At 71.8% G+C, this 26,188-nt stretch carries 1 protein-coding gene; it reads right to left on the bottom strand.

Annotated elements, in window-relative coordinates; all coding sequences use genetic code 11:
• Positions 1–22: 22 nt before the first annotated feature.
• Positions 23–26,155 carry an SDR family NAD(P)-dependent oxidoreductase gene (locus ACN269_RS00490; protein WP_421470427.1) on the bottom strand — a complete coding sequence of 8,711 codons (26,133 nt, stop codon included), beginning with the start codon at positions 26,153–26,155 and terminating at the stop codon, positions 23–25.
• Positions 26,156–26,188 lie beyond the last annotated feature (33 nt).

Genomic DNA, 26,188 nt, shown 5'->3' with positions numbered 1-26,188 from the left:
GTGTTCCTCCGCTGGGGCGTCGTCAGGAATCGGTGCCGAGCGCCATCGCGACCAGGGCGTCCGCATCCATCGAGTCGATGTTGTCGTCGGATTGCTGCTCGTCGCCCGCCTGGCGACCGGCGAGCTTCAGCAACTGGTTGAGCAGCCCGCTGTCGCGCAGCGCCTGCAGGGGGATGCTGGCCAGCGTCGCCCGAACGTCGGTGTCGCCGTCGGCCTGCGCCGCCGGCGTTGCCGGCGCCAGTTCGGCAAGCAGGTGCTCGGCCAGCGCCCGCGGGTTCGGGTAGTCGAAGACCAGGCTGGCCGGCAGCCGCAGGCCGGTGACCCCGTTCAACCGGTTGCGCAACTCCAACGCGGTGAGCGAGTCGAAGCCCAGTTCCTTGAAGTCGCGCCCGGCCTTGACCGTGTCACCCGGATGGTGCCCGAGTACCGCCGCGGTCTCCGCGAGCACCGCCGAGACGAGCACCTGGTGCCGCTGGGCGGCCGGCAGCCGCTCGATCCGCTGCACCAGGCTGTGCCGGGCTGCCTCCGCGGTTGCGGCTCGCCGAGCGCTGACCTGCACCAGCGCTCGCAACGGGGCCGGCAGTGCGCCGGCCTGGGCCCGGTTACGCAACGCGGCGCGGTCCAGGTGGACCGGCACCAGGGCCGGTTCGTCGAGTGCCACCGCGGCGTCGAGCAGGGCGAGGCCCTGCGTCGAGGTCATGGCGACCACTCCCGCCCCGGCGAGCCGGTTGCGGTCCCGGTCGGCGAGGCCACCCGTCAGGTCGCTGGTCTCCTGCCACAGCCCCCACGCCAGCGAGGTCGCCGGCAGGCCCTCGGCCCGGCGGTGCGCCGCCAGCGCGTCGAGGAAGGTGTTCGCCGCGGCGTAGTTGCCTTGCCCCGCCGTGCCGAAGACCCCGGCCGCCGAGGAGAAGAGTACGAACGCCCGCAGGTCCCGCTCCCGGGTCAGCTCGTGCAGGTGCACGGCGGCGTCCACCTTGGGACGGAAGACGCCGTCGATCCGGTCCTGGTCGAGCGAGCCGATGAGGCCGTCGTCGAGCACGCCGGCGGTGTGCACCACCACGTCGACCGGGTACGCGTCGAGCAGCGCCGCCACCGCGTCCCGGTCACCGAGGTCGGCGGCCACCACCACCGCCTCGGCGCCCTGCGCCGCCAGCTCCGCCACCAGGTCGTGCGCACCGGGAGCGGCGGGTCCGCGCCGGCTGGCCAGCACGAATCGGCGTACGCCGTGGACTCCGGCCAGGTGCCGAGCGACCACACCACCCAACGTGCCGGTGCCGCCGGTGACCAGCACCGTCGCGTCCGGTTGCCAGGCCGGGCCCTCGCCGTTGGCCGGGAGAGTCGCCCGAAGCAGCCGTGGCGCGTACGTCACCCCACCTCGCAGGGCCAGTTGCGGCTCGTCGTGACCGGCCACCGAGTCGGCGAGTTGGTCGTACGGGTGGTCGGCGTCGATGTCCATCAGGACGAAACGCCCGGGGTGTTCCGACTGTGCCGCCCGGACCAGACCCCACGCGGCGGCCGCCGCCGGGTCCGCTATCCGCTCACCGGTGGCGCCCCTGGTGAGCACGACCAGGCGAGCGTCGGAGAAGCGATCCTCGGCGAGCCAGCCCTGGACCAGGTCGAGGGCCAGTCCGGCGGTGTGCCGGGCGATGCGGGCCAGGTCCGGCCCGGCCCCGCCGACGAGCGGGGCGAACACCAACGCCGGTACCGGAACGCCCGCGTCGAGCGCTGCGACCAGCTCCGTCAGGTCGGCGACGTTGCCCGGACCGCTTCCTCCGATCGACACCCAGGAGGGCGCGGAGGTCGCGGCAACCTCCGGCAACTGCGACCACGTCAGCCGGTAGAGATGCTCGTCCGGACTGTCCACCGGAACGGTCATCGTGCGCACCAGCAGCGCGTCGACCGTGGCGACCGGCGCGCCGAGCGCGTCGGCGGCAAGAATGGCGAACGAGTCCTCACCGACCGGTGTGATCCGCACCCGCAAGGTGGTGGCGCCGGTGGAGTGCAGAGCAGCGCCGCTCCAGGTGAAGGGCAGTTTCGGCTCGCCCAGCTCCGCACCGAGCGCCGCGGCGTGCACCGCCGCGTCGAGCAGCGCCGGGTGCAGGCCGTAGCCGCCCACCGTCAGTTCGCCCGCCGGCGCGATCTCGGCGAAGACCTCGCCGTCGCGCCGCCACGCCGCCCGTACGCCCTGGAAGGTGGGTCCGTAGTCGAGCCCGGAGGCGGCGAGACGGTCGTACAGGTCGGTGACGTCCACCGGTTCGGCACCGACCGGCGGCCACTCGGTGAGCGCGTCACTCGGCGTCTCGGCCAGCGGCGCGAGGGTGCCGGTGGCGTGCAGGACCCAGTCGTCGCCGCCCCCCAACCGGGCGTGGGCGGTCAGAGACCGGCGGCCGGACGGATCGGCGGCCGCGACCGCGACCTGCACCTGCGCCGTCCCCGACCCGGTCAGCGCCAACGGCGCCACGATCGTCAGCTCCTCCACCAGCGGGCATCCGGTCTCATCGCCGGCCCGGACCGCCCACTCGACGAACGCGGTACCGGGCACCAGGACCGTGTCGCGCACCCTGTGGTCGGCGAGCCACGGGTGACTCCGGGTGGAGATCCGTGCGGTGAACACGTGACCGTCGGAGCCGGCCAGCGGGACAGCCGCACCCAGCATGGCGTGCTCCACGGCGTCCAGGCCCGCGGTGGAGACGTCGAGGGAATCCCCGGCGTCGAGCCAGTAGCGGCGGCGTTGGAAGGCGTACGTCGGTAGTTCCACTCGCCGGCCCCGCACCACCGTGTGCCAGTCCACACCAACACCCGCGACCCATGCCTCCGCCAGCGAATGACGGAACCGGATCAGACCGCCCTCACCTCGACGCAACGAACCCACCGCCGGCCCGTCCAACCCCGGAACAAGCACCGGATGCGGACTGCACTCGACAAACACATTCCCATCGAAGGCACTGACCGCCTCATCGAATCGGACCGGCCGACGCAGGTTCTCGTACCAATACTCGGCACCCAGACCGGTGCCATCGACAAACTCACCAGTCACCGTGGAGAAGAAGGGCACTCCGGCAGCCCGCGGCACGATATCCACCAACGCCGCCACCAGATCGTCACGCAGCGACTCCACCTGGGCGGAATGCGAAGCGTAATCAACCGGAATCCGCTTGGCCCGCTCCCACCACGCCAAAACCTCATCCAACGCCCGCGCATCACCGGACACCACCGTCGACGCCGGCCCATTCACCGCCGCTACCGACACCCGACCATTCCACCGGCCCACCACCGCGTCGACCTCGGCCACCGGCAAGGGCACCGACACCATGCCGCCATGCCCGGCCAACACCTCACCGATCAACCGGCTCCGCAGAACCACCACCCGCGTCGCGTCACCCAGCGACAACACACCCGCCACACATGCCGCGGCGATCTCACCCTGCGAATGCCCCACGACACCCGCCGGCTCGACACCGCGCGCACGCCACACCGCCGCCAACGACACCATCACCGCGAACAAGACGGGCTGCACGACGTCCACCCGCCGCAGCGCCGCCTCATCGCTGAGAACTTCGAACAGATCCCACTCGACCAACCCGCTCAACGCCGCGGCGCACTCCGCCATCCGCGCTGCGAAAACCGCATCACCCTCCAGCAACTCCTGGGTCATTCCCACCCACTGCGACCCCTGTCCAGGAAAGACGAACACCGCACGAACCGGCCGCGCCGCACCGACGACCAGCCCGACCGACGGGGTCTGCCCCACCAGCGCCGCAAGCCCATCCATCAACTCGTCACGATCAGCACCCAGCACCACGGCCCGGTGCTCCATCGCGGAGCGGCCGACAAGCGAGTGCGCGACATCGCCCAGGTTGGCCTCCGGCCGCGCGGTGAGGTGTGACAGCAGCCGTTCCGCCTGTCCGCGCAACGCCTCGGCGTCGCGCCCGGAGAGCACCAGCGGGACCGGCCCGGTGGCGTCGGGCACCGGCTCCGACGCCGGCTCCTCGACGACCTCCTCGAGGATCACGTGGGCGTTGGTGCCGCTGACTCCGAAGGAGGAGACGCCGGCGCGGCGGGGCCGGCCCACCTCGGGCCACGGCATCTGCTCGGTGAGCAACTCGACCGACCCCGCGGACCAATCCACCTCAGGAGTCGGCTCATCAATGTGCAAGGTGCGCGGCAACACCCCATGACGCATCGCCTGCACCATCTTGATCACACCACCCACACCAGCCGCAGCCTGCGTGTGACCAACATTCGACTTCAACGACCCCAGATAAAGCGGCCGCTCCCGACCCTGCCCATACGCCGCGATCAGCGCCTGCGCCTCGATCGGATCACCCAACCGCGTCCCCGTACCATGCGCCTCCACCACGTCCACATCCACCGCGGCCACACCCGCATCAGCCAACGCCGCCCGAATCACCCGCTGCTGCGCCGGACCATTCGGCGCCGTCAAACCATTCGACGCCCCGTCCTGATTCACCGCCGAACCCCGCACCACCGCAAGCACCTGATGCCCATTACGCCGCGCATCCGACAACCGCTCCAACAACACGATGCCGACACCCTCAGACCAGCCGGCCCCGTCCGCGTTCGCCGAGAAGGACTTGCAGCGGCCGTCCGCCGCGACGGCCCGCTGGCGGCTGAATTCGACGAAGACCTGCGGGGTGGCCAGCACGGTCACGCCACCGGCCAATGCCAGCGAGCACTCGCCGCGACGTAGCGCCTGTGCCGCCAGGTGGATGGCCACCAGCGACGACGAACACGCCGTGTCCACCGTCATCGCCGGACCCTCGAACCCGAAGGTGTACGACACCCGGCCCGAGGCGACGCTGCCCGCGCTGCCGTTGCCCAGGTAACCCTCCACGTCACGAGGCACCTGCCGGACGCGGGATCCGTAGTCGTTGTACATCACGCCCGTGAAGACACCGGTCTGGCTGCCGCGCAGACTGGCCGGATCCAGGCCCGCCCGCTCGACCGCCTCCCAACTGGCCTCCAACAGCAGCCGCTGCTGCGGGTCGATGGTCAGCGCCTCCCGGGGCGAGATACCGAAGAACCCGGCGTCGAAATCGCCCACCCGGTCGAGGAATCCACCGCTGGTGCTGTACGTCGTACCCGGGTGGGCCGGGTCCGGGTGGTACAGCGCCTCGACGTCCCAGCCACGGTCGTCGGGGAACGGCTTGATGCCGTCCCGCCCCTCAGCCAGCAGCCGCCACAGCTCCTCTGGCGAACTGACCCCGCCCGGGTAACGGCAGCTCATTCCGACGATGGCGATCGGCTCGTCGGCGCGCACGGCCCTCGGCTCGGTGGCATCGACGCTCTCGTCGGTGCCGAACAACTCGGTCGTCAGCATGCCGACCAGCTCGTCCGGGGTCGGGTAGTCGAAGATCAGCGTCGCTGGCAGCCGCAGCCCCAACACGCCGTTGAGCTTGTTGCGCAGCTCGACGGCCGTGAGCGAATCGAAGCCGAGGTCCCTGAAGGCGCGCTCGGCCCCGACCGTACGGGTCGACTCGTGACCGAGGACTTCGGCCACCTGTTCCAGCACGACCTGCGTGACCGCGTCGCGCCGCTCGGCGGCGGGCAGTGCGGCCAGCCGCGCGGCGAACGTCCGATCGGCATCGACGGCAGCCTGCACAGCCGCCCGTCGAACCGGTACGCGCACCAGGTCACGCAGCACCGGGTGGAGGGTTCCAGCGGTGGCCCGCTCCTTCAGTGCCGCGGCGTCCAGAGCAACCGCCACCACGGCGGGGGCGTCGACGCAGGTTGCGGCGTCGAGCATGGTGAGAGCGTCGGACGTGTCCAACACCGCCAACCCCGAACGAGACAACCGCGCCACATCCCGCTGCGACAACGACCGCGTCATCCCCGACGACTCAGCCCACAACCCCCACGCCACCGACACCGCCGGGAAACCCGCCGCCCGACGCGCCCGCACCACCGCGTCCAACCCCGCGTTCGCCGCCGCATACGCACCCTGACCCGCCGTCCCCAGCACCCCCGCCACCGACGAGAACACCACAAACGCCGACAACCCCCGCTCACGCGTCAACTCATCCAACACCTGCGCACCAACCACCTTCGGCCCCCACACCGAAGCCAACCGATCCGCCGACAACCCCTGCACCACACCGTCATCCAGCACCCCCGCGGCATGCACCACCGCCGACACCGGGAACCGCGACAACAACCCCCGCACCACCACCGGATCCGTCACATCACCCGCAACCACCGACACCCGATCCGCACCCAACTGCCCCACCACATCCGCCGCACCATCAGCACCCACACCCCGACGCGACACCAACACCACCCGCGACACCCCATGCGTCAACACCAAATGCCGCGCCACCACCGCACCCAACGCACCCGTACCACCAGTGACCAACACACAGTCACCCGCCGACCACACCGCAGCACCCACCGCAGCACCCACCGGCCTCAACCGCGGAACACACACCCGCCCACCACGAACCCAAAACTCCGACTCACCCAACGACACCAAACCCGGCGCCAACGAACCCACATCCACCGAACCCGCATCCGCGTCCGCATCCACATCCACCAACACGAACCGACCCGGATGCTCCGACACCGCCGAACGCACCAAACCCGCAACCGCACCCTGACCCGCCACCACAGACGCACCCCGCGTCACCACCACCAAACGCGAACCCACACACCGCTCATCAACCAACCAACCCCGCAACACCCCCAACACACCCGACACATCAACCGCCCACACCACCACCACATCCGGCACCACACCCCCCGGCACCGGCCACACACCCACCGACACACCACCCACCACCGGCACCACCACCGACACCGGCACCACCTCATGCAGGGCGGCGGTACGCGTGGTGGACGGCGGTTGCGGCACCGGCCGCAGGACGAGTTCACCGACGGTGAGCACGGGTTGCCCCTCGGCGTCGGTCACCTCCATGGAGAAGGTGTCCGTGCCGGCCGGGGACAGCCGGACCCGGACGGTGCTCGCGCCGGTCGCGTGCAGGGTCACGTCGGACCAGGTGAACGGCACCTTCGGAGCGGTCACGTCCGTGGTGAAGGCGGCGGTGTGTAGCGCCGCGTCGAGCAGCGCGGGGTGGATGCCGTAGCCGTCCCCCGACGCCTCCTCGGCGAGCACGACCTCGGCCAGGACGTCGGCACCGTCCCGCCAGGCCCGCCGTACGCCATGGAAGGCGGGGCCGTAGTGGAGCCCGACGCCGGCCAACCGGTCGTACAGGTCGGTGACGTCGACTTCGGCGGAGTCGGCCGGCTGCCACGGCCGTGCGACGGCGCTGCCCACCGGGGCGTCCGGGCGCAAGGTGCCGCTGGCGTGCAGGACCGACGCCGCCTCGCCGGACATCTGTTCCTCGACGGAGTAGACGGCGACCCGGCGGGCGCCGGAGCTGTCGGCCTCGCTCACGGTGACCCGCGTCCGCACACCGCCGGTGGCCGGTACGACCAGCGGCGCCTCCAGGGTGAGGTCGGCGAGCAGGCCACATCCGACGTCGTCACCAGCGCGGATCGCCAACTCGACGAGGGCTGCGCCGGGCAGCAGGACATCTCCGCCAACGGCGTGGTCGGCCAGCCACGGGTGCGCCGTCAGCGAGAGGCGCGAGGTGTAGAGCAGCCCACCGGTGTCGGGAAGGGCCACCGCCGCACCGAGCATCGGGTGCTCGGTCGAGGTGAGGCCGAACCCGGCCGCGTCGCTGGCGGCGGGCGCTCCCGCGTCGAGCCAGTAGTGGTGGCGTTGGAACGCGTACGTCGGCAGATCCACCCGCGGCGCGTCAGGGAACATCACCGACCAGTCCGGCGACACCCCGTGCACATGCAACGCCGCGACCGCCGCCAACAACGACTGCACCTCCGGACGATCCCGACGCAACGTCGGCACCGACACCGCCGCCGACACCAACGCCGACAACACCCCGTCCGGACCCACCTCCACAAACGCCGACACACCCTCATCCACCAGCCACGACACCGCGTCGGCAAACCGCACCGTCTCCCGCACCTGCCGCACCCAGTACTCCGGCGCACACACCTCCGAACCCGACACCAACCGCCCCAACACCGTCGACACCAACGGAATCACCGGCGCCCGGAACTCAAGACCCCCCACCACCTCACCGAACCCGACCAACATCGGATCCATCCGCGACGAATGAAACGCATGCGACGCCCGCACCCGACGCCACCGACCACACCGCTGCGCCACCGCCAACACCGCAGCCTCATCACCGGAAATCACCACCGACTCCGGCCCATTCACCGCCGCGACATCCACACCCTCGGACAACAGCGGCACCACCTGCTCCACCGACGCCCGCACCGCCACCATCAACCCACCCGACGGCAGGTCCTGCATCAACCCCGCACGCGCCGCCACCAACAACACCGCATCACGCAACGACAACACCCCAGCCACATGCGCCGCCGCCACCTCACCAATCGAATGCCCCACCACAAAATCCGGCCGCAACCCCCACGACTCCAACAACCGGAACAACGCCACCTCAACCGCGAACAACGCCGGCTGCGCGAACCCCGTCCGATCCAACGCCTCCGCATCCCCCGCGATCACCTCACCCAACACACCCGGCAACAACCCATCAAACTGCGCCACCACCTCCTCAAAAACCCGCGCGAACACCGGGAAAGCAGCCACCAACTGCAAACCCATCCCCACCCGCTGAGAACCCTGACCCGTAAACACCATCGCCCAACGCGACCCCACAACCGCCGCACCAGAGACCACCTCAAACCCCGAACCACCCGAGGCCACCACACCCAAACCCCGCAACAAACCCGCACGCCCACCCGCCAACACCACCGCCCGGTCCTCCAGCGCTGCCCGGTACCGGGCAGCCGCGCCGGCGAGGTCGGTGAGGGACAGGTCGGGGTGCGACTCCACGAAGGACCGCAGGCGCGCGGCCTGGTCTGCCAGCGCGGCGGGCCCTCGGGCGGAGAGCACCACCGGGACGGTGTCCGGCCAGTCGGCGGCACCGACCGGTTCCGGCTCCGGTGCCTGCTCCACCACGACGTGTGCGTTGGTGCCGCTGACTCCGAAGGAGGAGACGCCGGCGCGGCGGGGCCGGCCCACCTCGGGCCACGGCATCTGCTCGGTGAGCAACTCGACCGACCCCGCGGACCAATCCACCTCAGGAGTCGGCTCATCAATGTGCAAGGTGCGCGGCAACACCCCATGACGCATCGCCTGCACCATCTTGATCACACCACCCACACCAGCCGCAGCCTGCGTGTGACCAACATTCGACTTCAACGACCCCAGATAAAGCGGCCGCTCCCGACCCTGCCCATACGCCGCGATCAGCGCCTGCGCCTCGATCGGATCACCCAACCGCGTCCCCGTACCATGCGCCTCCACCACGTCCACATCCACCGCGGCCACACCCGCATCAGCCAACGCCGCCCGAATCACCCGCTGCTGCGCCGGACCATTCGGCGCCGTCAAACCATTCGACGCCCCGTCCTGATTCACCGCCGAACCCCGCACCACCGCAAGCACCTGATGCCCATTACGCCGCGCATCCGACAACCGCTCCAACAACACGATGCCGACACCCTCGCCCCAACTGGTGCCGTCAGCGGCGGCGGCGAAGGACTTGCACCGGCCGTCGGTGGCCAGGCCGCGCTGCCGGCTGAACTCGACGAACACCGCTGGCGTCGGCATCACGGTCACACCGCCGGCCAGCGCCAGCGAGCACTCGCCGCGACGTAGCGCCTGTGCCGCCAGGTGGATGGCCACCAGCGACGACGAACACGCCGTGTCCACCGTCATCGCCGGACCCTCGAACCCGAAGGTGTACGACACCCGGCCCGAGGCGACGCTGCCCGCGCTGCCATTGCCCAGGTAACCCTCCACGTCACGAGGCACCTGCCGGACACGCGATCCGTAGTCGCCGTACATCACGCCCGTGAAGACACCGGTCTGGCTGCCACGCAGAGCGGCCGGATCCAGGCCCGCCCGCTCGACCGCCTCCCAACTCGCCTCCAACAGCAGCCGCTGCTGCGGGTCGATCGCCAACGCCTCCCGAGGCGAGATACCGAAGAACCCGGCGTCGAACCAGCCGGCGTCGTGCAGGAAGCCGCCCGTACGCGCGTAGCTGTGTCCGTGGCTTCCCGGGTCGTCGTCGAAGAGGTTGGCCAGATCCCAGCCCCGGTCGTCCGGGAAGGGAGTGATGCCCTCGCGGCCCTCGGTCAGCAGCTGCCACAGCTCCTCCGGCGAACTGACGCCACCCGGGTAGCGGCAGGCCATGCCCACGATCGCGATCGGCTCATCAGTACGGGTGGCGGGCACCGCCGGCCCGGTCGTCGGCCGGCCCTGGCCGGAGAGTTCGGTCAGGAGAAAATCGGCGAGCGCAACAGGCGTGGGGTAGTCGAAGATCAGCGTCGCTGGCAGCCGCAGCTCCAACACGCCGTTGAGCTTGTTGCGCAGCTCGACGGCGGTGAGCGAATCGAAGCCGAGATCCTGGAATGCCTTGGTGACATCGACGGCCCGTACGTCCTCGTGCCCGAGCACGTAGGCCACCTGCTCGCGGACGAGCCGCAGTACCGTCTCCGCCAGCTCGTCGGCCGGCAGCCCGATGAACCGACCGACGGCGGCCCCGTCGGTGGAGGCAGGTGTGCTCACGGCGCGCCGTACCGGCGTACGAACCAGGTCGCGCAGGATCGGCGGAACCTCCCGGTCCCGCAGCGCGGTGGGGTCCACACGGGCACCGACGAAGACACCACCCGGACCCGCCACGGCGGCGTCGAGCATGGTGAGAGCGTCGGACGTGTCCAACACCGCCAACCCCGAACGAGACAACCGCGCCACATCCCGCTGCGACAACGACCGCGTCATCCCCGACGACTCAGCCCACAACCCCCACGCCACCGACACCGCCGGGAAACCCGCCGCCCGACGCGCCCGCACCACCGCGTCCAACCCCGCGTTCGCCGCCGCATACGCACCCTGACCCGCCGTCCCCAGCACCCCCGCCACCGACGAGAACACCACAAACGCCGACAACCCCCGCTCACGCGTCAACTCATCCAACACCTGCGCACCAACCACCTTCGGCCCCCACACCGAAGCCAACCGATCCGCCGACAACCCCTGCACCACACCGTCATCCAGCACCCCCGCGGCATGCACCACCGCCGACACCGGGAACCGCGACAACAACCCCCGCACCACCACCGGATCCGTCACATCACCCGCAACCACCGACACCCGATCCGCACCCAACTGCCCCACCACATCCGCCGCACCATCAGCACCCACACCCCGACGCGACACCAACACCACCCGCGACACCCCATGCGTCAACACCAAATGCCGCGCCACCACCGCACCCAACGCACCCGTACCACCAGTGACCAACACACAGTCACCCGCCGACCACACCGCAGCACCCACCGCAGCACCCACCGGCCTCAACCGCGGAACACACACCCGCCCACCACGAACCCAAAACTCCGACTCACCCAACGACACCAAACCCGGCGCCAACGAACCCACATCCACCGAACCCGCATCCGCGTCCGCATCCACATCCACCAACACGAACCGACCCGGATGCTCCGACACCGCCGAACGCACCAAACCCGCAACCGCACCCTGACCCGCCACCACAGACGCACCCCGCGTCACCACCACCAAACGCGAACCCACACACCGCTCATCAACCAACCAACCCCGCAACACCCCCAACACACCCGACACATCAACCGCCCACACCACCACCACATCCGGCACCACACCCCCCGGCACCGGCCACACACCCACCGACACACCACCCACCACCGGCACCACCACCGACACCGGCACCACCTCATGCAGCGGATTGGCCGATCCAAGGTGTTCGGGTAGCGGCCGCATGATCACCGACTCGGCCGTCAGCACCGACTGCCCGTTGCCATCGGCGACCTCGACTGAGAAGACGCCGTCCTCGCCGTGGACGAGTCGGGCCCGCAACGTGGTGGCGCCCGCCGTCCGGACGGACACGCGCTGCCAGGCGAAGGGCAACCGCGCACGACCGGTCATGTCGAGCACCAGCGGCTGGAGCGCGGTGTCCAGCAGGGCGGGGTGCAGCACGTAACCGTCCGCCGTGACGCCAGCGGGAAGGCTCACCTCGGCGTACCACTCGTCACCTCGGCGCCAGGCCGCCTCAAGGCCGTCGAAGGCTGGGCCGTACTCGTAGCCGCGGGCGGTGAGGGTCGCCTGTATCTCCGTCAGATCGAGCGCGGTGGCGTCCACCGGCGGCCAGGGCATCGGCTCGGCAGGCGTGCGGTCGTCGTCGGCGAGCACGCCGGTGGCGTGCCGGGTCCAACCGGTCGCGTCCTTGGTTCGGGAGTGGACGGCGAGGACGCGGCGACCGGAGGCATCTGGAGCACCTGCGGTGACCTGGACCTCGATGGTTCCGGAGCCCGGGAAGACGAGCGGAGCCTCGAGCATCAACTCCTCGACCAGGGTGCAGCCGACCTCGTCGGCCGCCCGTACGGCCAGCTCGACGAAGGCAGTGCCGGGCAGCAGGACCGCCCCGGCCACCCGGTGGTCGGCGATCCACGGCAGACGACGAGTCGAGAGCCGGCCGGTGAAGACCACACCGTCGGAGTCGGCCAGCCGGGTGGGAGCTTCGAGCATTCCCTGCCCGGTCCAGCTGCCGTCGAGCCAGTAGTGGTGGCGTTGGAACGCGTACGTCGGCAGATCCACCCGCGGCGCGTCAGGGAACATCACCGACCAGTCCGGCGACACCCCGTGCACATGCAACGCCGCGACCGCCGCCAACAACGACTGCACCTCCGGACGATCCCGACGCAACGTCGGCACCGACACCGCCGCCGACACCAACGCCGACAACACCCCGTCCGGACCCACCTCCACAAACGCCGACACACCCTCATCCACCAGCCACGACACCGCGTCGGCAAACCGCACCGTCTCCCGCACCTGCCGCACCCAGTACTCCGGCGCACACACCTCCGAACCCGACACCAACCGCCCCAACACCGTCGACACCAACGGAATCACCGGCGCCCGGAACTCAAGACCCCCCACCACCTCACCGAACCCGACCAACATCGGATCCATCCGCGACGAATGAAACGCATGCGACGCCCGCACCCGACGCCACCGACCACACCGCTGCGCCACCGCCAACACCGCAGCCTCATCACCGGAAATCACCACCGACTCCGGCCCATTCACCGCCGCGACATCCACACCCTCGGACAACAGCGGCACCACCTGCTCCACCGACGCCCGCACCGCCACCATCAACCCACCCGACGGCAGGTCCTGCATCAACCCCGCACGCGCCGCCACCAACAACACCGCATCACGCAACGACAACACCCCAGCCACATGCGCCGCCGCCACCTCACCAATCGAATGCCCCACCACAAAATCCGGCCGCAACCCCCACGACTCCAACAACCGGAACAACGCCACCTCAACCGCGAACAACGCCGGCTGCGCGAACCCCGTCCGATCCAACGCCTCCGCATCCCCCGCGATCACCTCACCCAACACACCCGGCAACAACCCATCAAACTGCGCCACCACCTCCTCAAAAACCCGCGCGAACACCGGGAAAGCAGCCACCAACTGCAAACCCATCCCCACCCGCTGAGAACCCTGACCCGTAAACACCATCGCCCAACGCGACCCCACAACCGCCGCACCAGAGACCACCTCAAACCCCGAACCACCCGAGGCCACCACACCCAAACCCCGCAACAAACCCGCACGCCCACCCGCCAACACCACCGCCCGGTCCTCCAGGCCGGAGCGGCCGAGACCGAGGGAGAGTGCGAGCGACGACAGGGACACGTCGGGGTTTCCGGTGACGAAGTCGTGCAGCTGCGCGGCCTGGGCGCGAAGGCCCTTCTCGCCACGGGCGGAGATCGGCACCGGCACCAGCTCGGGCTCCGGCTCGTCGGTGACGGGTGCGGCCGGTACGTCGACCGGGACGTGTTCGAGGATCACGTGGGCGTTGGTGCCGCTGACACCGAACGCGGACACGCCAGCCCGGCGCGGGCCCTCCCGCTCCGGCCAGTCCACGCGTTCGGTCAGCAGGGAGACGGCCCCGGCGGACCAGTCCACGTGCGGGGTGGGCTCGTCGACGTGCAGGGTGCGCGGCAACACCCCATGGCGCATCGCCTGCACCATCTTGATTACACCACCAACGCCGGACGCCGCCTGGGCGTGGCCGATGTTGGACTTGAGTGACCCGAGCAGTAGCGGCCGCTCGCGGTCCTGCCCGTACGTGGCGATCAGCGCCTGCGCCTCGATCGGATCACCCAACCGCGTCCCCGTACCATGCGCCTCCACCGCGTCCACATCCACCGCGGCCACACCCGCATCAGCCAACGCCGCCCGAATCACCCGCTGCTGCGCCGGACCATTCGGCGCCGTCAAACCATTCGACGCCCCGTCCTGATTCACCGCCGAACCCCGCACCACCGCAAGCACCTGATGCCCATTACGCCGCGCATCCGACAACCGCTCAAGGACGACCATGCCCGCGCCTTCGGCCCAGCCCGTGCCGGCAGCGGAGGCGGCGAACGACCGGCAACGGCCGTCCTCGGACAGCCCGCGCTGGCGGCTGAACTCCAGGAAGACACCCGGAGTGGAGAGCACCGCCACGCCACCGGCCAGTGCAAGCGAGCACTCGCCCCGGTGCAGCGCCTGCACCGCCAGGTGCAACGCCACCAGCGACGACGAACACGCCGTGTCGATGGTCATGGCGGGTCCCTCCAGACCCAGCTCGTACGCCACCCGCCCGGAGATCACGGCGTCGAGGCTGCCGGTGAGGAAGTGCCCCTCGAGCCCGGCGGGCGCCTCGTGCAGCCGGGGACCGTAGTCCTGACTGCTCGATCCGATGAACACACCGGTGTCGGTGCCGCGCAGCCTGGTCGGGTCCAGGCCGGCCCGCTCGAACGCCTCCCACGAGGTTTCCAGGACCAGCCGCTGCTGCGGGTCCATGGCCAGCGCCTCGCGCGGCGAGATCCGGAAGAAGGCGGCGTCGAAGTCGGCCACGTCGGCGAGGAAGCCACCCTGGCGGGTGTAGGTGGTGCCGGGGTGGTCCGGATCCGGGTGGTACAGCGCCTCGACGTCCCAACCACGGTCGCTCGGGAAGTCGACTACGGCGTCGACCTCCTGCTCCACCAGCCGCCACAGGTCCTCGGGGGAGCTGACGCCACCCGGGTAGCGGCAGCTCATGCCGACGATCGCGATCGGCTCGTCGACCTGCCAGGTACGGGCCGCCGGCAGCACCGCGGAGCGGGCCGAGGTGCCGTAGACCCGTTCGAGTAGGTGCGTGGTGAGCGCCTCCGGAGTGGGGTGGTCGAAGATCAGGCTGCTCGGCAGTTTCAGCCCGGTCGCCGTCGAGAGCCGGGTACGGATGTCGACCGCGGTCAGCGAGTCGAAGCCCATGTCCTTGAACGTCCGCCCGGCGATGTCGGTGGACCGGTCGTGCCCGAGGACCCCGGCCACCGCCGTGCGCACCAGATCGCGCATCGTCCTGCCCCGGTCGGCTTCGGCCACGGCGGCCAGCCCGCTCGGGGCGGCGGGTGCCGCGGCCAGCGCCCGGCGCACCTCGGGCAGCTCCGAGATCAACGCGCTGGGCCGTGCCACGGTGAAGGTGGCGGCGAACCGCCCCCAGTCGACGTCTGCCACGGCGACGAAGGTCTCGTCGTCGGTGAGGGCCCCTTCCAGGGCGCTCAGGGCGTCCTCGGGACGCATCAGCCGCAACCCCAGCCGGGCGAACCGCGAACCCGTTTCGCCCGCCGCCATCCCGTCGCCTGCCCAGGATCCCCAGGCAATCGAGAGGGCGCGCCGGCCGCGGGCGCGACGACGTACGGCGAGTGCGTCGAGCATGGCGTTGCCGGCGCCGTACGCGCCCTGGCCGCTGCCGCCCCAGACACCGGCGTTGGACGACATCAGGACGAACGCGTCCAGATCGCGGTCGAAGAGCGCGTCCAGGTTGGCCGCGCCGACCGCCTTTCCGGCCACCGCCTCGGCCACCTCGGCCGGGGTCAGGTCCCGCAGGTCACCCCAGTGCGGAACGCCGGCCGCGTGAATCACGGTGCCGATCGGGCCGTCCGCCTCGACGGAGGCGACCAGGGCGGCCAGGGACTCGGCGTCCGCGACGTCGCAGGCCACGATCGTCACCCGGGTGCCCAGGGCAGTCAACTCTTCGGCCAATGCGGCGGCGCCGGGTGCGTCCGGGCCGCGTCGGCCGGTCAACACCAGGTGTTCTGCGCCACGGGCCGCGAAACGGCGGGCCACGTGCGCGCCGATCGCCCCGGTACCGCCGGTGATCAGGACGGTGCCGGCGGGCCGCCAGCTCTCCTCTCCCCGAACGGCGGGCGGGGCGTGCACGAGCCGCCGGCCGAACACCCGGTGGTCGCGCAGCGCCACCTGGTCCTCGGCGCCGCCTGCGGCGAGTACTCCGGCGAGCTGCCGGTACGACTCCTCGTTGGTCTCCGTGGGCAGGTCGACCAGGCCACCCCAGCGGGTCGGCGCCTCCAGCGCGGCCGCTCGGCCAAGGCCCCACACGGCCGCCTGGTCGGCCACCGGCTCGGCGCAGTGCACCGCTTCGCGCGTCGCCACCCACAGCGGCGCCGGGAGGTCAGCCTGGATCAGAGCGAGCGTCGCCGCGACCGGGTCCGGGGCGGTGAGGGCGACCAGGGACAGCACCCCGGCAATGTCCGGGATCGCGGCCGCGGTCTCGGCGAGGGATTCGACGCTCACCGCGACCGGCGACGCGCCGACCGCGGTGAGCGCGGCGGCTACCGACGCCGCGGCGACCGCGTCGGCGTGGACGATCAGCCAGGTGCCGGACAGCATCGGCGTGGGAGTCGCCGGGATGGGCCGCCAGTCGATCCGGTAGCGCCAGGTGTCCGGCCCGGACCTGCCGGCGGGTGGCTCCGGAGCGTCGAGCCAGAGGTGGGTGCGTTGGAACGCGTACGTGGGTAGGTCGACCCGGTGGGCACGCGCGGGGAACGCGTCGTCCCACCGCACCGGCACGCCCTGGGTGTACGCCTCGGCGACCGAACGCAGGAAGCGGCGCAGTCCGCCCTCGTCGCGGCGCAGCGAGCCGAGTACCACGACGTCCTGCTCGCCGGCCTCTGCGGTGCCCGCCACCGCGGCGGTGAGCACGGGATGGGTGCTGGTCTCGATGAAGGCGGTGATCCCCTGGTCGAGCAGGCTGCGGGTGGCGAGGTCGAAGCGGACCGGCTGGCGCAGGTTGCGGTACCAGTAGCCGGCGTCGAGGGTGGTGGTGTCCAGTCGGGCGCCGGTGACCGCCGAGTGGAACGGGACGGTCGACGGGCGCGGAGTGATCGGGGCGAGGAGTTCGCGCAGGTCGTCCTCGATGGCTTGGACGTGCGCCGAGTGCGACGCGTAGTCGACCGGGATGACCCGGCCCTCGTTGTGCGCCAGGAACTCGCGCAGCACGTCGGCGTCTCCCGAGACGACGGTCGCGGTAGGACCGTTGACGGCGGCGATGTCGATACGGCCGGCGAATGGTGCGACCAGCTCGCGGGCCGTCTCCACGGGCAGCGCCACGGAAACCATGCCGCCGTGACCGGCGAGCGAGCGCCGGATCGCGCGACTGCGCAGCGCCACCACCCGGGCGGCGTCGGCCAGGCTGAGTGCCCCCGCCACGCAGGCGGCAGCGATCTCGCCCTGCGAATGGCCGACCACGGCGGCCGGCTCGACCCCGTACGACTGCCACAGGGCGGCCAGGGACACCATCGCGGCAAAGAGGACGGGCTGCACGACGTCGACCCGCCCCAGGGCCTCCTCGTCGTCGAGCACCTCGAACAGGTCCCAGTCGACGTGTTCGCCGAGGGCGTCGGCGCATTCCGCCATCCGGGCGGCGAAGACCGGCGAGGTGTCGACCAGTTCACGGGCCATCCCCACCCATTGCGAGCCTTGGCCGGGGAAGACGAAGGCCACCCGCCGCTGTGCGCCGCCGTCGCCGCGTACGACGTCGACGCCAGCGAGCAGCTCGGCCCGGTCGGCGCCGAGCACCACCGCCCGGTGCGGCATCCGCGCCCGGCTGGTGACCAGGGAGTATCCGACGTCGGCCGGGTCCAGGGCGGGGTGCGCCGCGACGAACCGGGTGAGCTGGTCCAGCTGCGCGGCGAGCGCCGGGGCGGTTCGGGCGGAGAGCACCCACGGCACGACCGACGGCGGGTTCCGGTCCGTTTCCGGGGCGCTCTCCAGCTCCGGCTCGGCCTGCTCGATCACCACGTGGGCGTTGGTCCCGCTGACCCCGAAGGAGGAGACACCGGCCCGGCGCGGCCGGCCGACGTCGGGCCAGTCCACCTGCTCGGTGAGCAGGGACACGGCACCTGAGGACCAGTCGACCCGTGGCGTCGGCTCGTCGACGTGCAGCGTTCGCGGCAGGACGCCGTGCCGCATCGCCTCGATCATCTTGATCACGCCACCGACACCGGCGGCCGCCTGGGCGTGACCGATGTTCGACTTGAGCGAACCGAGCAGCAGCGGACGCTCCCGGTCCTTTCCGTACGTGGCGATCAGGGCCTGCGCCTCGATCGGATCACCCAGCGTGGTCCCCGTGCCGTGCGCCTCCACCGCGTCCACGTCCACCGGTGCCAGACCGGCGTCGGCGAGCGCCGCCCGGATGACCCGCTGTTGTGCCGGGCCGTTCGGGGAGGTGAGCCCGTTCGAGGCACCGTCCTGGTTGACGGCGGTGCCACGGACCAGGGCGAGCACACGGTGGCCGTTGCGCCGGGCGTCGGAGAGTCGCTCCAGCAGCAGCATTCCAGCACCCTCGGCCCAGCCGGTGCCGCCGGCGGCGTTGGCGAACGACCGGCACCGGCCGTCGGGTGCCAGGCCGCGCTGCCGGCTGAATTCCACGAACAGCGACGGGGAGGACATCACGGTGACGCCGCCGGCGAGCGCCATCGTGCACTCGCCGCGACGCAGCGCCTGGGCGGCCAGGTGCAGCGCCACCAACGACGAGGAGCAGGCGGTGTCGACGGTCAGGGCCGGCCCCTGCAGGCCCAGCGTGTACGCGACGCGACCGGAGGCGACGCTCACGGCGGTGCCGCTGGCCAGGTAGCCCTCGAACTCGCCGGAGCCTTCCGGCGCGGCCATCTGCTGCGCGCCGTACCCGCCGTTCATCACCCCGGCGAACACCCCGACCGGTTCCCCCTGGACGGTGTCCGGGGCGATTCCGGCCCGCTCGAACGCCTCCCAGGAGATTTCCAACAGCAGCCGCTGCTGGGGGTCCATGGCGGTGGCCTCCCGGTGGGAGATCCCGAAGAAGACCGGATCGAACTCGCCCGCGTCCAGAAGGAAGCCGCCCTGCCGGACGTAACTGCGACCTGAGCGCTCCGGGTCTGCGTCGAACAGGTTGGTCAGATCCCAGCCTCGGTCGGTCGGGAAGTCACCGATGGCATCCCCGCCGGACTCGACCAGCCGCCACAGCTCCTCCGGCGAGCGGACCCCGCCCGGGTAACGGCAGCTCATGCCGACCACGGCGATGGGCTCGTCGGCGCGGTCGCGGATCGCCATCGGGGCCGCCGCGGCCGGCTGGGCGCCAGCCAACTCGGCGATCAGGAAGGTGGCCACCGCCCGCGGCGTCGGGTGGTCGAAGACCAGCGTGGCCGGCAGCCGTGCGTCGAGCACAGCGTTCATCCGGTTGCGGAGCTCGACGGCGGTCAGCGAGTCGAACCCCATCTCCTTGAATGCCCGCTCCGCGTCGACGGCGTCACCGGAGCCGTGCCCCAGCACGGCCGCGACCTGATCACGTACCAGCTGGAGAACGACGTCGAAGCGCTCCTGGGCCGGCAGCGCCGCGAGGTCCGGCCGGCCGCCGGCGACCTCGCCCACGACGGCCCGCCGCACCGGCACCCGGACCAGGCCGCGCAGCGCCGCGGGGAGGGTTCCCGCGGCCGCCTGCGAGCGCAGCATGGCGTGGTCCAGTCGCACGGCGGTCGCCGTGGCCGAGGAACCGGCGACGGCGGCGTCGAAGAGCGCGAGGGCGTCCACTGTCGGCATGCCGAGGATTCCGGAGCGCGCCAGTCGCGCCCGGTCGGTGGCGGTCAGCTCGCCGGTCATGGTGCTGGTCTCGTCCCACAGTCCCCAGGCGACCGAAGTCGCCGGCAACCCCGCGGCCCGCCGTGCGGCGGCGAGCGCGTCGACGGCCGCGTTCGCCGCCGCGTAGTTGCCCTGGCCAGCGGTGCCCAGCACGCCGGCGATCGAGGAGAACAGCACGAACGCGGTGAGGTCGTGGTCACGCGTCAGCTCGTGCAGGTGGACGGCGGCAGCGACCTTCGGCCCGTGCACGGCTGCCAGCCGCTGTGGGGTCAGCGACTCCACCACTGCGTCGTCGAGGACCGCGGCGGCGTGCACCACCGCGGTGACGGGGTGCGCGGCGAGGACCGCGCCGAGGGCCTCCCGGTCGGTCACGTCGCACGCCACGGCGATGGCACCGGACCCCAGTTCCGCGCAGAGCTCCGCCGCGCCGGGAGCGGCGGGCCCCTGCCGCGACAGCAGGACAAAGCCGCCTACGCCGTGCGTCTGCGACAGGTGGCGGGCCACCGCCGCCCCGATCGTGCCGGTGCCGCCGGTGATCAGGACGCGGTCGTCCGAGCGCCAGGGGGCAGGACCGACCGTGCCGGTGACGGCACGTAGACGGGGTGCGGTGAGCACACCCGCCCGCAGCCACACCTCGGGCTCGCCAGCGGCCAGGATCTCCGGGACATGCGACGGGACGGTCTCCGGGTCGTCGACGTCGACCAGGACGATCCGGTCGGGGTGCTCGGAGATCGCCGAGCGCACCAGGCCGCGCACGGCCGCCTGGCCGAGGTCGCTGTCGGCCTCCCGGGTAACCACCAACAGCCGCGCCCCTGTGGGCCGTTCCTCGCCGATCCACGTCTGGACGACCCGCAGTACCCGCTCGACCGGGGCCTGGCGCAGCAGCACGGCGCCGGCGGAGGAGGGGACGCCGGCGAGGTCGGGGACGTCGTCGACGAGGGTCACCGGCACCGGCGCCGCGTCGGACGCACGCGGCACGGCGACCGGCGCCATCTCGAGGAGCACCCCGGTGCGCCGCTGCACCAACCCCTCGGGTACCGGTCGCAGCACCATCGCGGCGGCGGTGAGCACCGGTCGGCCGTCCTCGGCGGCCACGTGCACGGAGAGCCCGACCGGGGTTGGCGCAAGCCGGACCCGCAGGGCCGTCGCACCGGTCCGGTGCAGCGTGACGTCGTGCCAGCTGAACGGGAGGCCGTCGGCATCGAGCACCGCCGCGTGCAGGGCCGCGTCGAGCAGTGCGGGGTGGATGCCGAAGCCCTCGGCGGTGTGCGCCTCGGACAGGCTCACCTCGGCGTGGATCTCGCTGCCGTGCCGCCAGACACGGCGCAGCCCCTGGAACACCGGTCCGTACTGGTAGCCCTTGTCGTGCAGCGTCTCGTACGCGCTGGTCAGGTCGACCTCGTCGCCGGCCGGCGGCCACGACATCGCCGCGACGGCCGCCGGCCGCCCGGGGGCCAGCACGGCGGTGGCGTGCAGCGCCCAGTCGGCGTCCTCGCCCTCCCGCCCCTCCTGCGAGTGCACGGTGAGCCGGCGGCGGCCGGCGTCGTCCGCGGTTCCGACCGTCACCTGCAGCCGCAGGCCGGCACCATCGGCGGGAAGCACGAGGGGCGCTGCCAGCACCAGCTCTTCGACCGACTCGGCGTCAACCCGCGCTCCGGCCCGCAGGGCGATGTCCAGGAAGGCGGTGCCGGGCAGCAGAACCGCATCGTGTACGGCGTGGTCGGCCAGCCATGGGTGGGTGATCAGGGATATCCGTGAGGTGAAGAGGTACCCGCCGGACTCGGGCAGTGCCACGGCGGCGCCGAGCAACGGGTGCTCGGCGGCGAACAGCCCCAGGCCGGTCGCGTCGAGCGTGGCCGAGACGGTGGAGTCCAACCAGTACCGCTGCCGCTGGAAGGCGTACGTGGGCAGGTCCACCGGACCGCCCTGGACCACGGTGTGCCAGTCCACCGCCACACCCGCGACGTGCGCCTCGGCGACCGAGTGGCGGAACCGGGCGAGGTCGCCCTCGCCGCGGCGCAGCGAGCCCACCGCCGGTCCTTCCAGGCCCTGAACGAGCACCGGATGTGGGCTGCACTCGACGAAGACGTGCCCGTCGAGGGCCCGCGTCGCCTCGTCGAACCGTACGGTGCCACGCAGGTTCTCGTACCAGTACGTCGCGTCCAGCTCCGGGCCCTCGACGAACTCGCCGGTCACCGTCGAGCGGAAGGGCACCCGCACGGGCTGCGGGTCGAGGCCGTTCAGCGCAGTCAGCAGGTCGTCCCGAATCGCCTCCACCTGGGCGGAGTGGGACGCGTAGTCGACCGGGATCCGCTTGGCCCGGTCCCACCGCGCCAGCACCTCGTCCAGCGACTCCGGATCACCCGACACCACGGTCGACGTGGGGCCGTTCACGGCCGCCACCGATATCCGCCCGTGCCATCCGGCCAGCGCCGGGCGAACCTCGGCCACCGGCAGCGGCACCGACACCATCCCACCGTGACCGGCCAGCACCTCACGGATCAGGCGGCTGCGCAGCACCGTCACCCGCGCCGCCTCGTCGAGGGAGAGCGCCCCCGCGACGCAGGCCGCGGCGATCTCGCCCTGGGAGTGACCGATGACCGCGGTCGGCTCGACGCCGTACGCGCGCCACAGCTGCGCCAGCGACACCATCACCGCGAACAGGGTCGGTTGGACGACGTCCACCCGGCGAAGTGCGTCGTCGTCGTCGAGGACGTCCAGTAGGTTCCAGTCGGCGTACGCGGCCAGTGCGGTGGCACACTCCCGCATCCGGGCGGCGAAGACGGGGGCGCTCTCCATCAGTTCCAGGGCCATTCCGGTCCACTGCGAACCCTGCCCGGGAAAGACGAAGACCGCACCGGCGGGACGGGCCACGCCGGTCACCACGCCAGGTGCCGGGGCCTGCCCGACCAGCGCGGTGAGCCCGGTGAGCAGCTCGTCCCGACCGGCGCCGAGCACGACCGCGCGGTGTTCCATCAGGGTCCGTCCGGCCAGGGTGGCGGCCACGTCCGGCAATGCCGCGGCGGGCCGGGCGGTGAGGTACGCGTGCAGCCGACCGGCCTGCCCGCGCAGCGCCGCGGCGTCGCGCGCCGACAGTACGACTGGTACGGGTCCTACCACGGTGGCGGTCGGCACGGGTGCCGGGTCGACCTCCGGGGCCTGCTCCAGCACGACGTGCGCGTTGGTGCCGCTGACGCCGAACGAGGAGACACCGGCGCGCCGGGGCCGATCCACCTCGGGCCACGGCGTCTCCTCGGTGAGCAGCGATACCGCCCCCGCCGACCAGTCCACGTGCGTGGTGGGCCGGGTCACGTGCAGGGTGCGGGGCAGCACGCCGTGCCGAATCGCCTCGATCATCTTGATCACGCCGCCGACGCCGGCGGCGGCCTGGGCGTGGCCGATGTTCGACTTCAACGAGCCGAGCAGCAGCGGACGCTCCCGGTCCTGCCCATACGTCGCCAGCAGCGCCTGCGCCTCTATCGGATCACCCAGGCGGGTTCCCGTACCGTGTGCCTCCACCGCGTCCACGTCGGCCGGGGTGAGGCCCGCGTCCGCGAGGGCCGCCCGGATCACCCGCCGCTGCGCGCGGCCGCTCGGCGCGGTCATGCCGTTGGACGCGCCGTCCTGATTGACCGCCGTGCCTCGAACGACGGCCAGCACCTGGTGTCCGTGCCGTCGGGCCGCCGAGAGGCGCTCCACGAGCAGGACGCCCACGCCCTCGGCCAACCCGAAGCCATCGGCGCTGTCGGAGAACGCCTTGCTCCGCCCGTCGGAAGCCAGCCCACCCTGCCGGGAGAACTCGACGAACATGCCGGTACCCGACATCACCGTCACCCCTGCGGCCACCGCGAGATCGCACTCGCCCCGGCGGACGGACTGCACGGCCAGGTGCAGGGCCACCAGCGACGACGAGCAGGCGGTGTCGACGGTCACCGCTGGCCCCTCGAACCCGTAGAGGTAAGCCAGCCGGCCGGACATCACGCTGCCCGTGTTGCCGGTGAAGACGTAGCCCTCGACGTCGGAGCCCTCGTCCATCCGGGGCCCGTAGTCCATCGTCATCGCGCCGACGAAGACGCCCGTGCGGCTGTTCCGCAGCGTGCCCGGGACGATTCCGGCCCGCTCGAACGCCTCCCACGAGGTTTCCAACAGCAACCGCTGCTGCGGGTCCATCGCCGCGGCCTCACGAGGGCTGATGCCGAAGAAGCCCGGGTCGAACAGGTCGGCGTCGTGCAGGAAGCCGGCCTCGCTCTGGTAGAACGTGCCAGCGGGACGGGAGTCACCGTCGTACGACGCGGCGAAGTCGTAACCCCGGTTGTCGGGAAACGCGGAGACCGCGTCGCCACCGGCGGCGAGCAGGCGCCACAGCTCCGCCGGCCCCGTCACGCCTCCCGGGTAGCGGCAGCCGACGCCCACGATCACCACCGGGTCGCCGTCGTCCGCAGACGCTGCGGGCAGGGCGTCGTCGTCCGTCGACGCGTCGCCGGTAAGCGTCACCCGGAGTTGCTCGGCCAGCTCGGCTGGAGTGGGGTGGTCGAAGACGACGGTCGCGGGCAGCGTGGTGCCTGCCGCCGCGCCGATCCGCGCCCGGATCTCCAGGGCGGTGACCGAGTCGAAACCCAGCTCGCGGAACGCCAGGTGCGGCGCAACCGGCTCGGTGGTGCCGAGCAGCGCGGCGATCTCCTGGCAGACCAGATCGATCAGGAGGGCCCGCTGTTGCGGCACATCCAGGCCGACCAACCGGGCACGCAGCGGGGACTCCGGCCGGGCCTGGACGCCGTCGGACGCGTCGGGTAGTGCCACCGCTACCGGGTGGTGGCCGGCGAAGACGGCGGTCCAGTCAGGGGCGACGCCGTCGACGTAGAGCTCACCCAGGGTACGAACGAACTTCCCGAGGCCCGCCTGCCCGCGCCGGACTGTGGCGCGGACGCTCGCCCGCACCCCGGCCGCCTCGACGGTGGACTGGAGGGCCGCGGTGAGGACGGGGTGTGGGCTGACTTCCAGCAGCACGCCCGCGCCGTCGGCGAGAGCGGACCGTGTGGCCCGCTCGAACTCGATGGTGCTGCGCAGGTTGCGGCACCAGTACTCCGCGTCGAGCGGCACGTCGTCGGGGAGGACATGCCCGTCCACTGAGGAGTAGAAGGGCATTCGGGGTGGGCGCGGGCGCAGCGGGGCCAGAACCTTCCGCAGTCGGGGCACGATGCGGTCGATGTGCGCGGAATGGGCAGCCAGGTCGACACCGATCGGACGCGCCTTCACCCCGTCCGCGACCAGCGCGTCGAGCAGCGTCGCGGCAGCGTCGGCGTCACCGGAGACGATCACCGCCCCTGGCCCGTTGACCGCCGCCACGTCCAGCCGCCCCCGGTATCCGGCGAGCCACCGGCGCGCCTCGTCGAGCGGCAGCGGCACGGCGACCATCGCCCCGTCGCCGGCCAGGGTGGCCTGTGCCTGGCTCCACAGTGCGGCGACCCGCGCACCGTCCTCGAGCGACAGCGCATCCGCGACCACCGCGCTGACCACCTCGCCCAGGCTGTGGCCGAGCACAGCCGACGGTTCGACCCCGTACGACTGCCAGAGGGCGGCGAGCGACACCATCACGGCGAAGAGCACCGGCTGCACCACGTCGGTCCGCTCCAGCGACGGCGCACCGGGCACCTCGCCGACGACGTCCAGCAGCGACCAGTCGAGGAACGGCGCGAAGGCGTCGGCGCACTCCCGCATCCGGGCCTCGAACACGGGGGCGGTGGCCATCAGGCCGGCGGCCATCCCCGGCCACTGCGAGCCCTGGCCGGGGAACACGAACACCACCCCGCCGGGACGCGGCGCGCCTTCGGTCAGCCCGGGCGCACCGCGCCCCTGGGCGAGGGCGCGCAGCGCCCGGCGGAATCCGTCGGTGTCCTGCGCCGTCACGGCGGCCCGCCAGTCGTCGGCGGTGATCTGGCGGGACAGCGACCAGCCGACGTCCGCCGGCCGCCAGTCGGGCCGGCGGTCCAGTTCGTCGAGCAGCAGCCCGGCCTGCGCTTGCAGCGAACCAGCGCTGGCTCCGGACAGTCCCCACAACAGCGGCTCGGCGTCGCTCCGCACGATGGCATCGCCCCTTCGGTACCCCGGTCCCCC

The organism is Micromonospora sp. WMMD736 (assembly GCF_049179015.1).
Classification (GTDB): domain Bacteria; phylum Actinomycetota; class Actinomycetes; order Mycobacteriales; family Micromonosporaceae; genus Micromonospora.
This window is presented reverse-complemented; position numbering and strand designations above follow the sequence as displayed.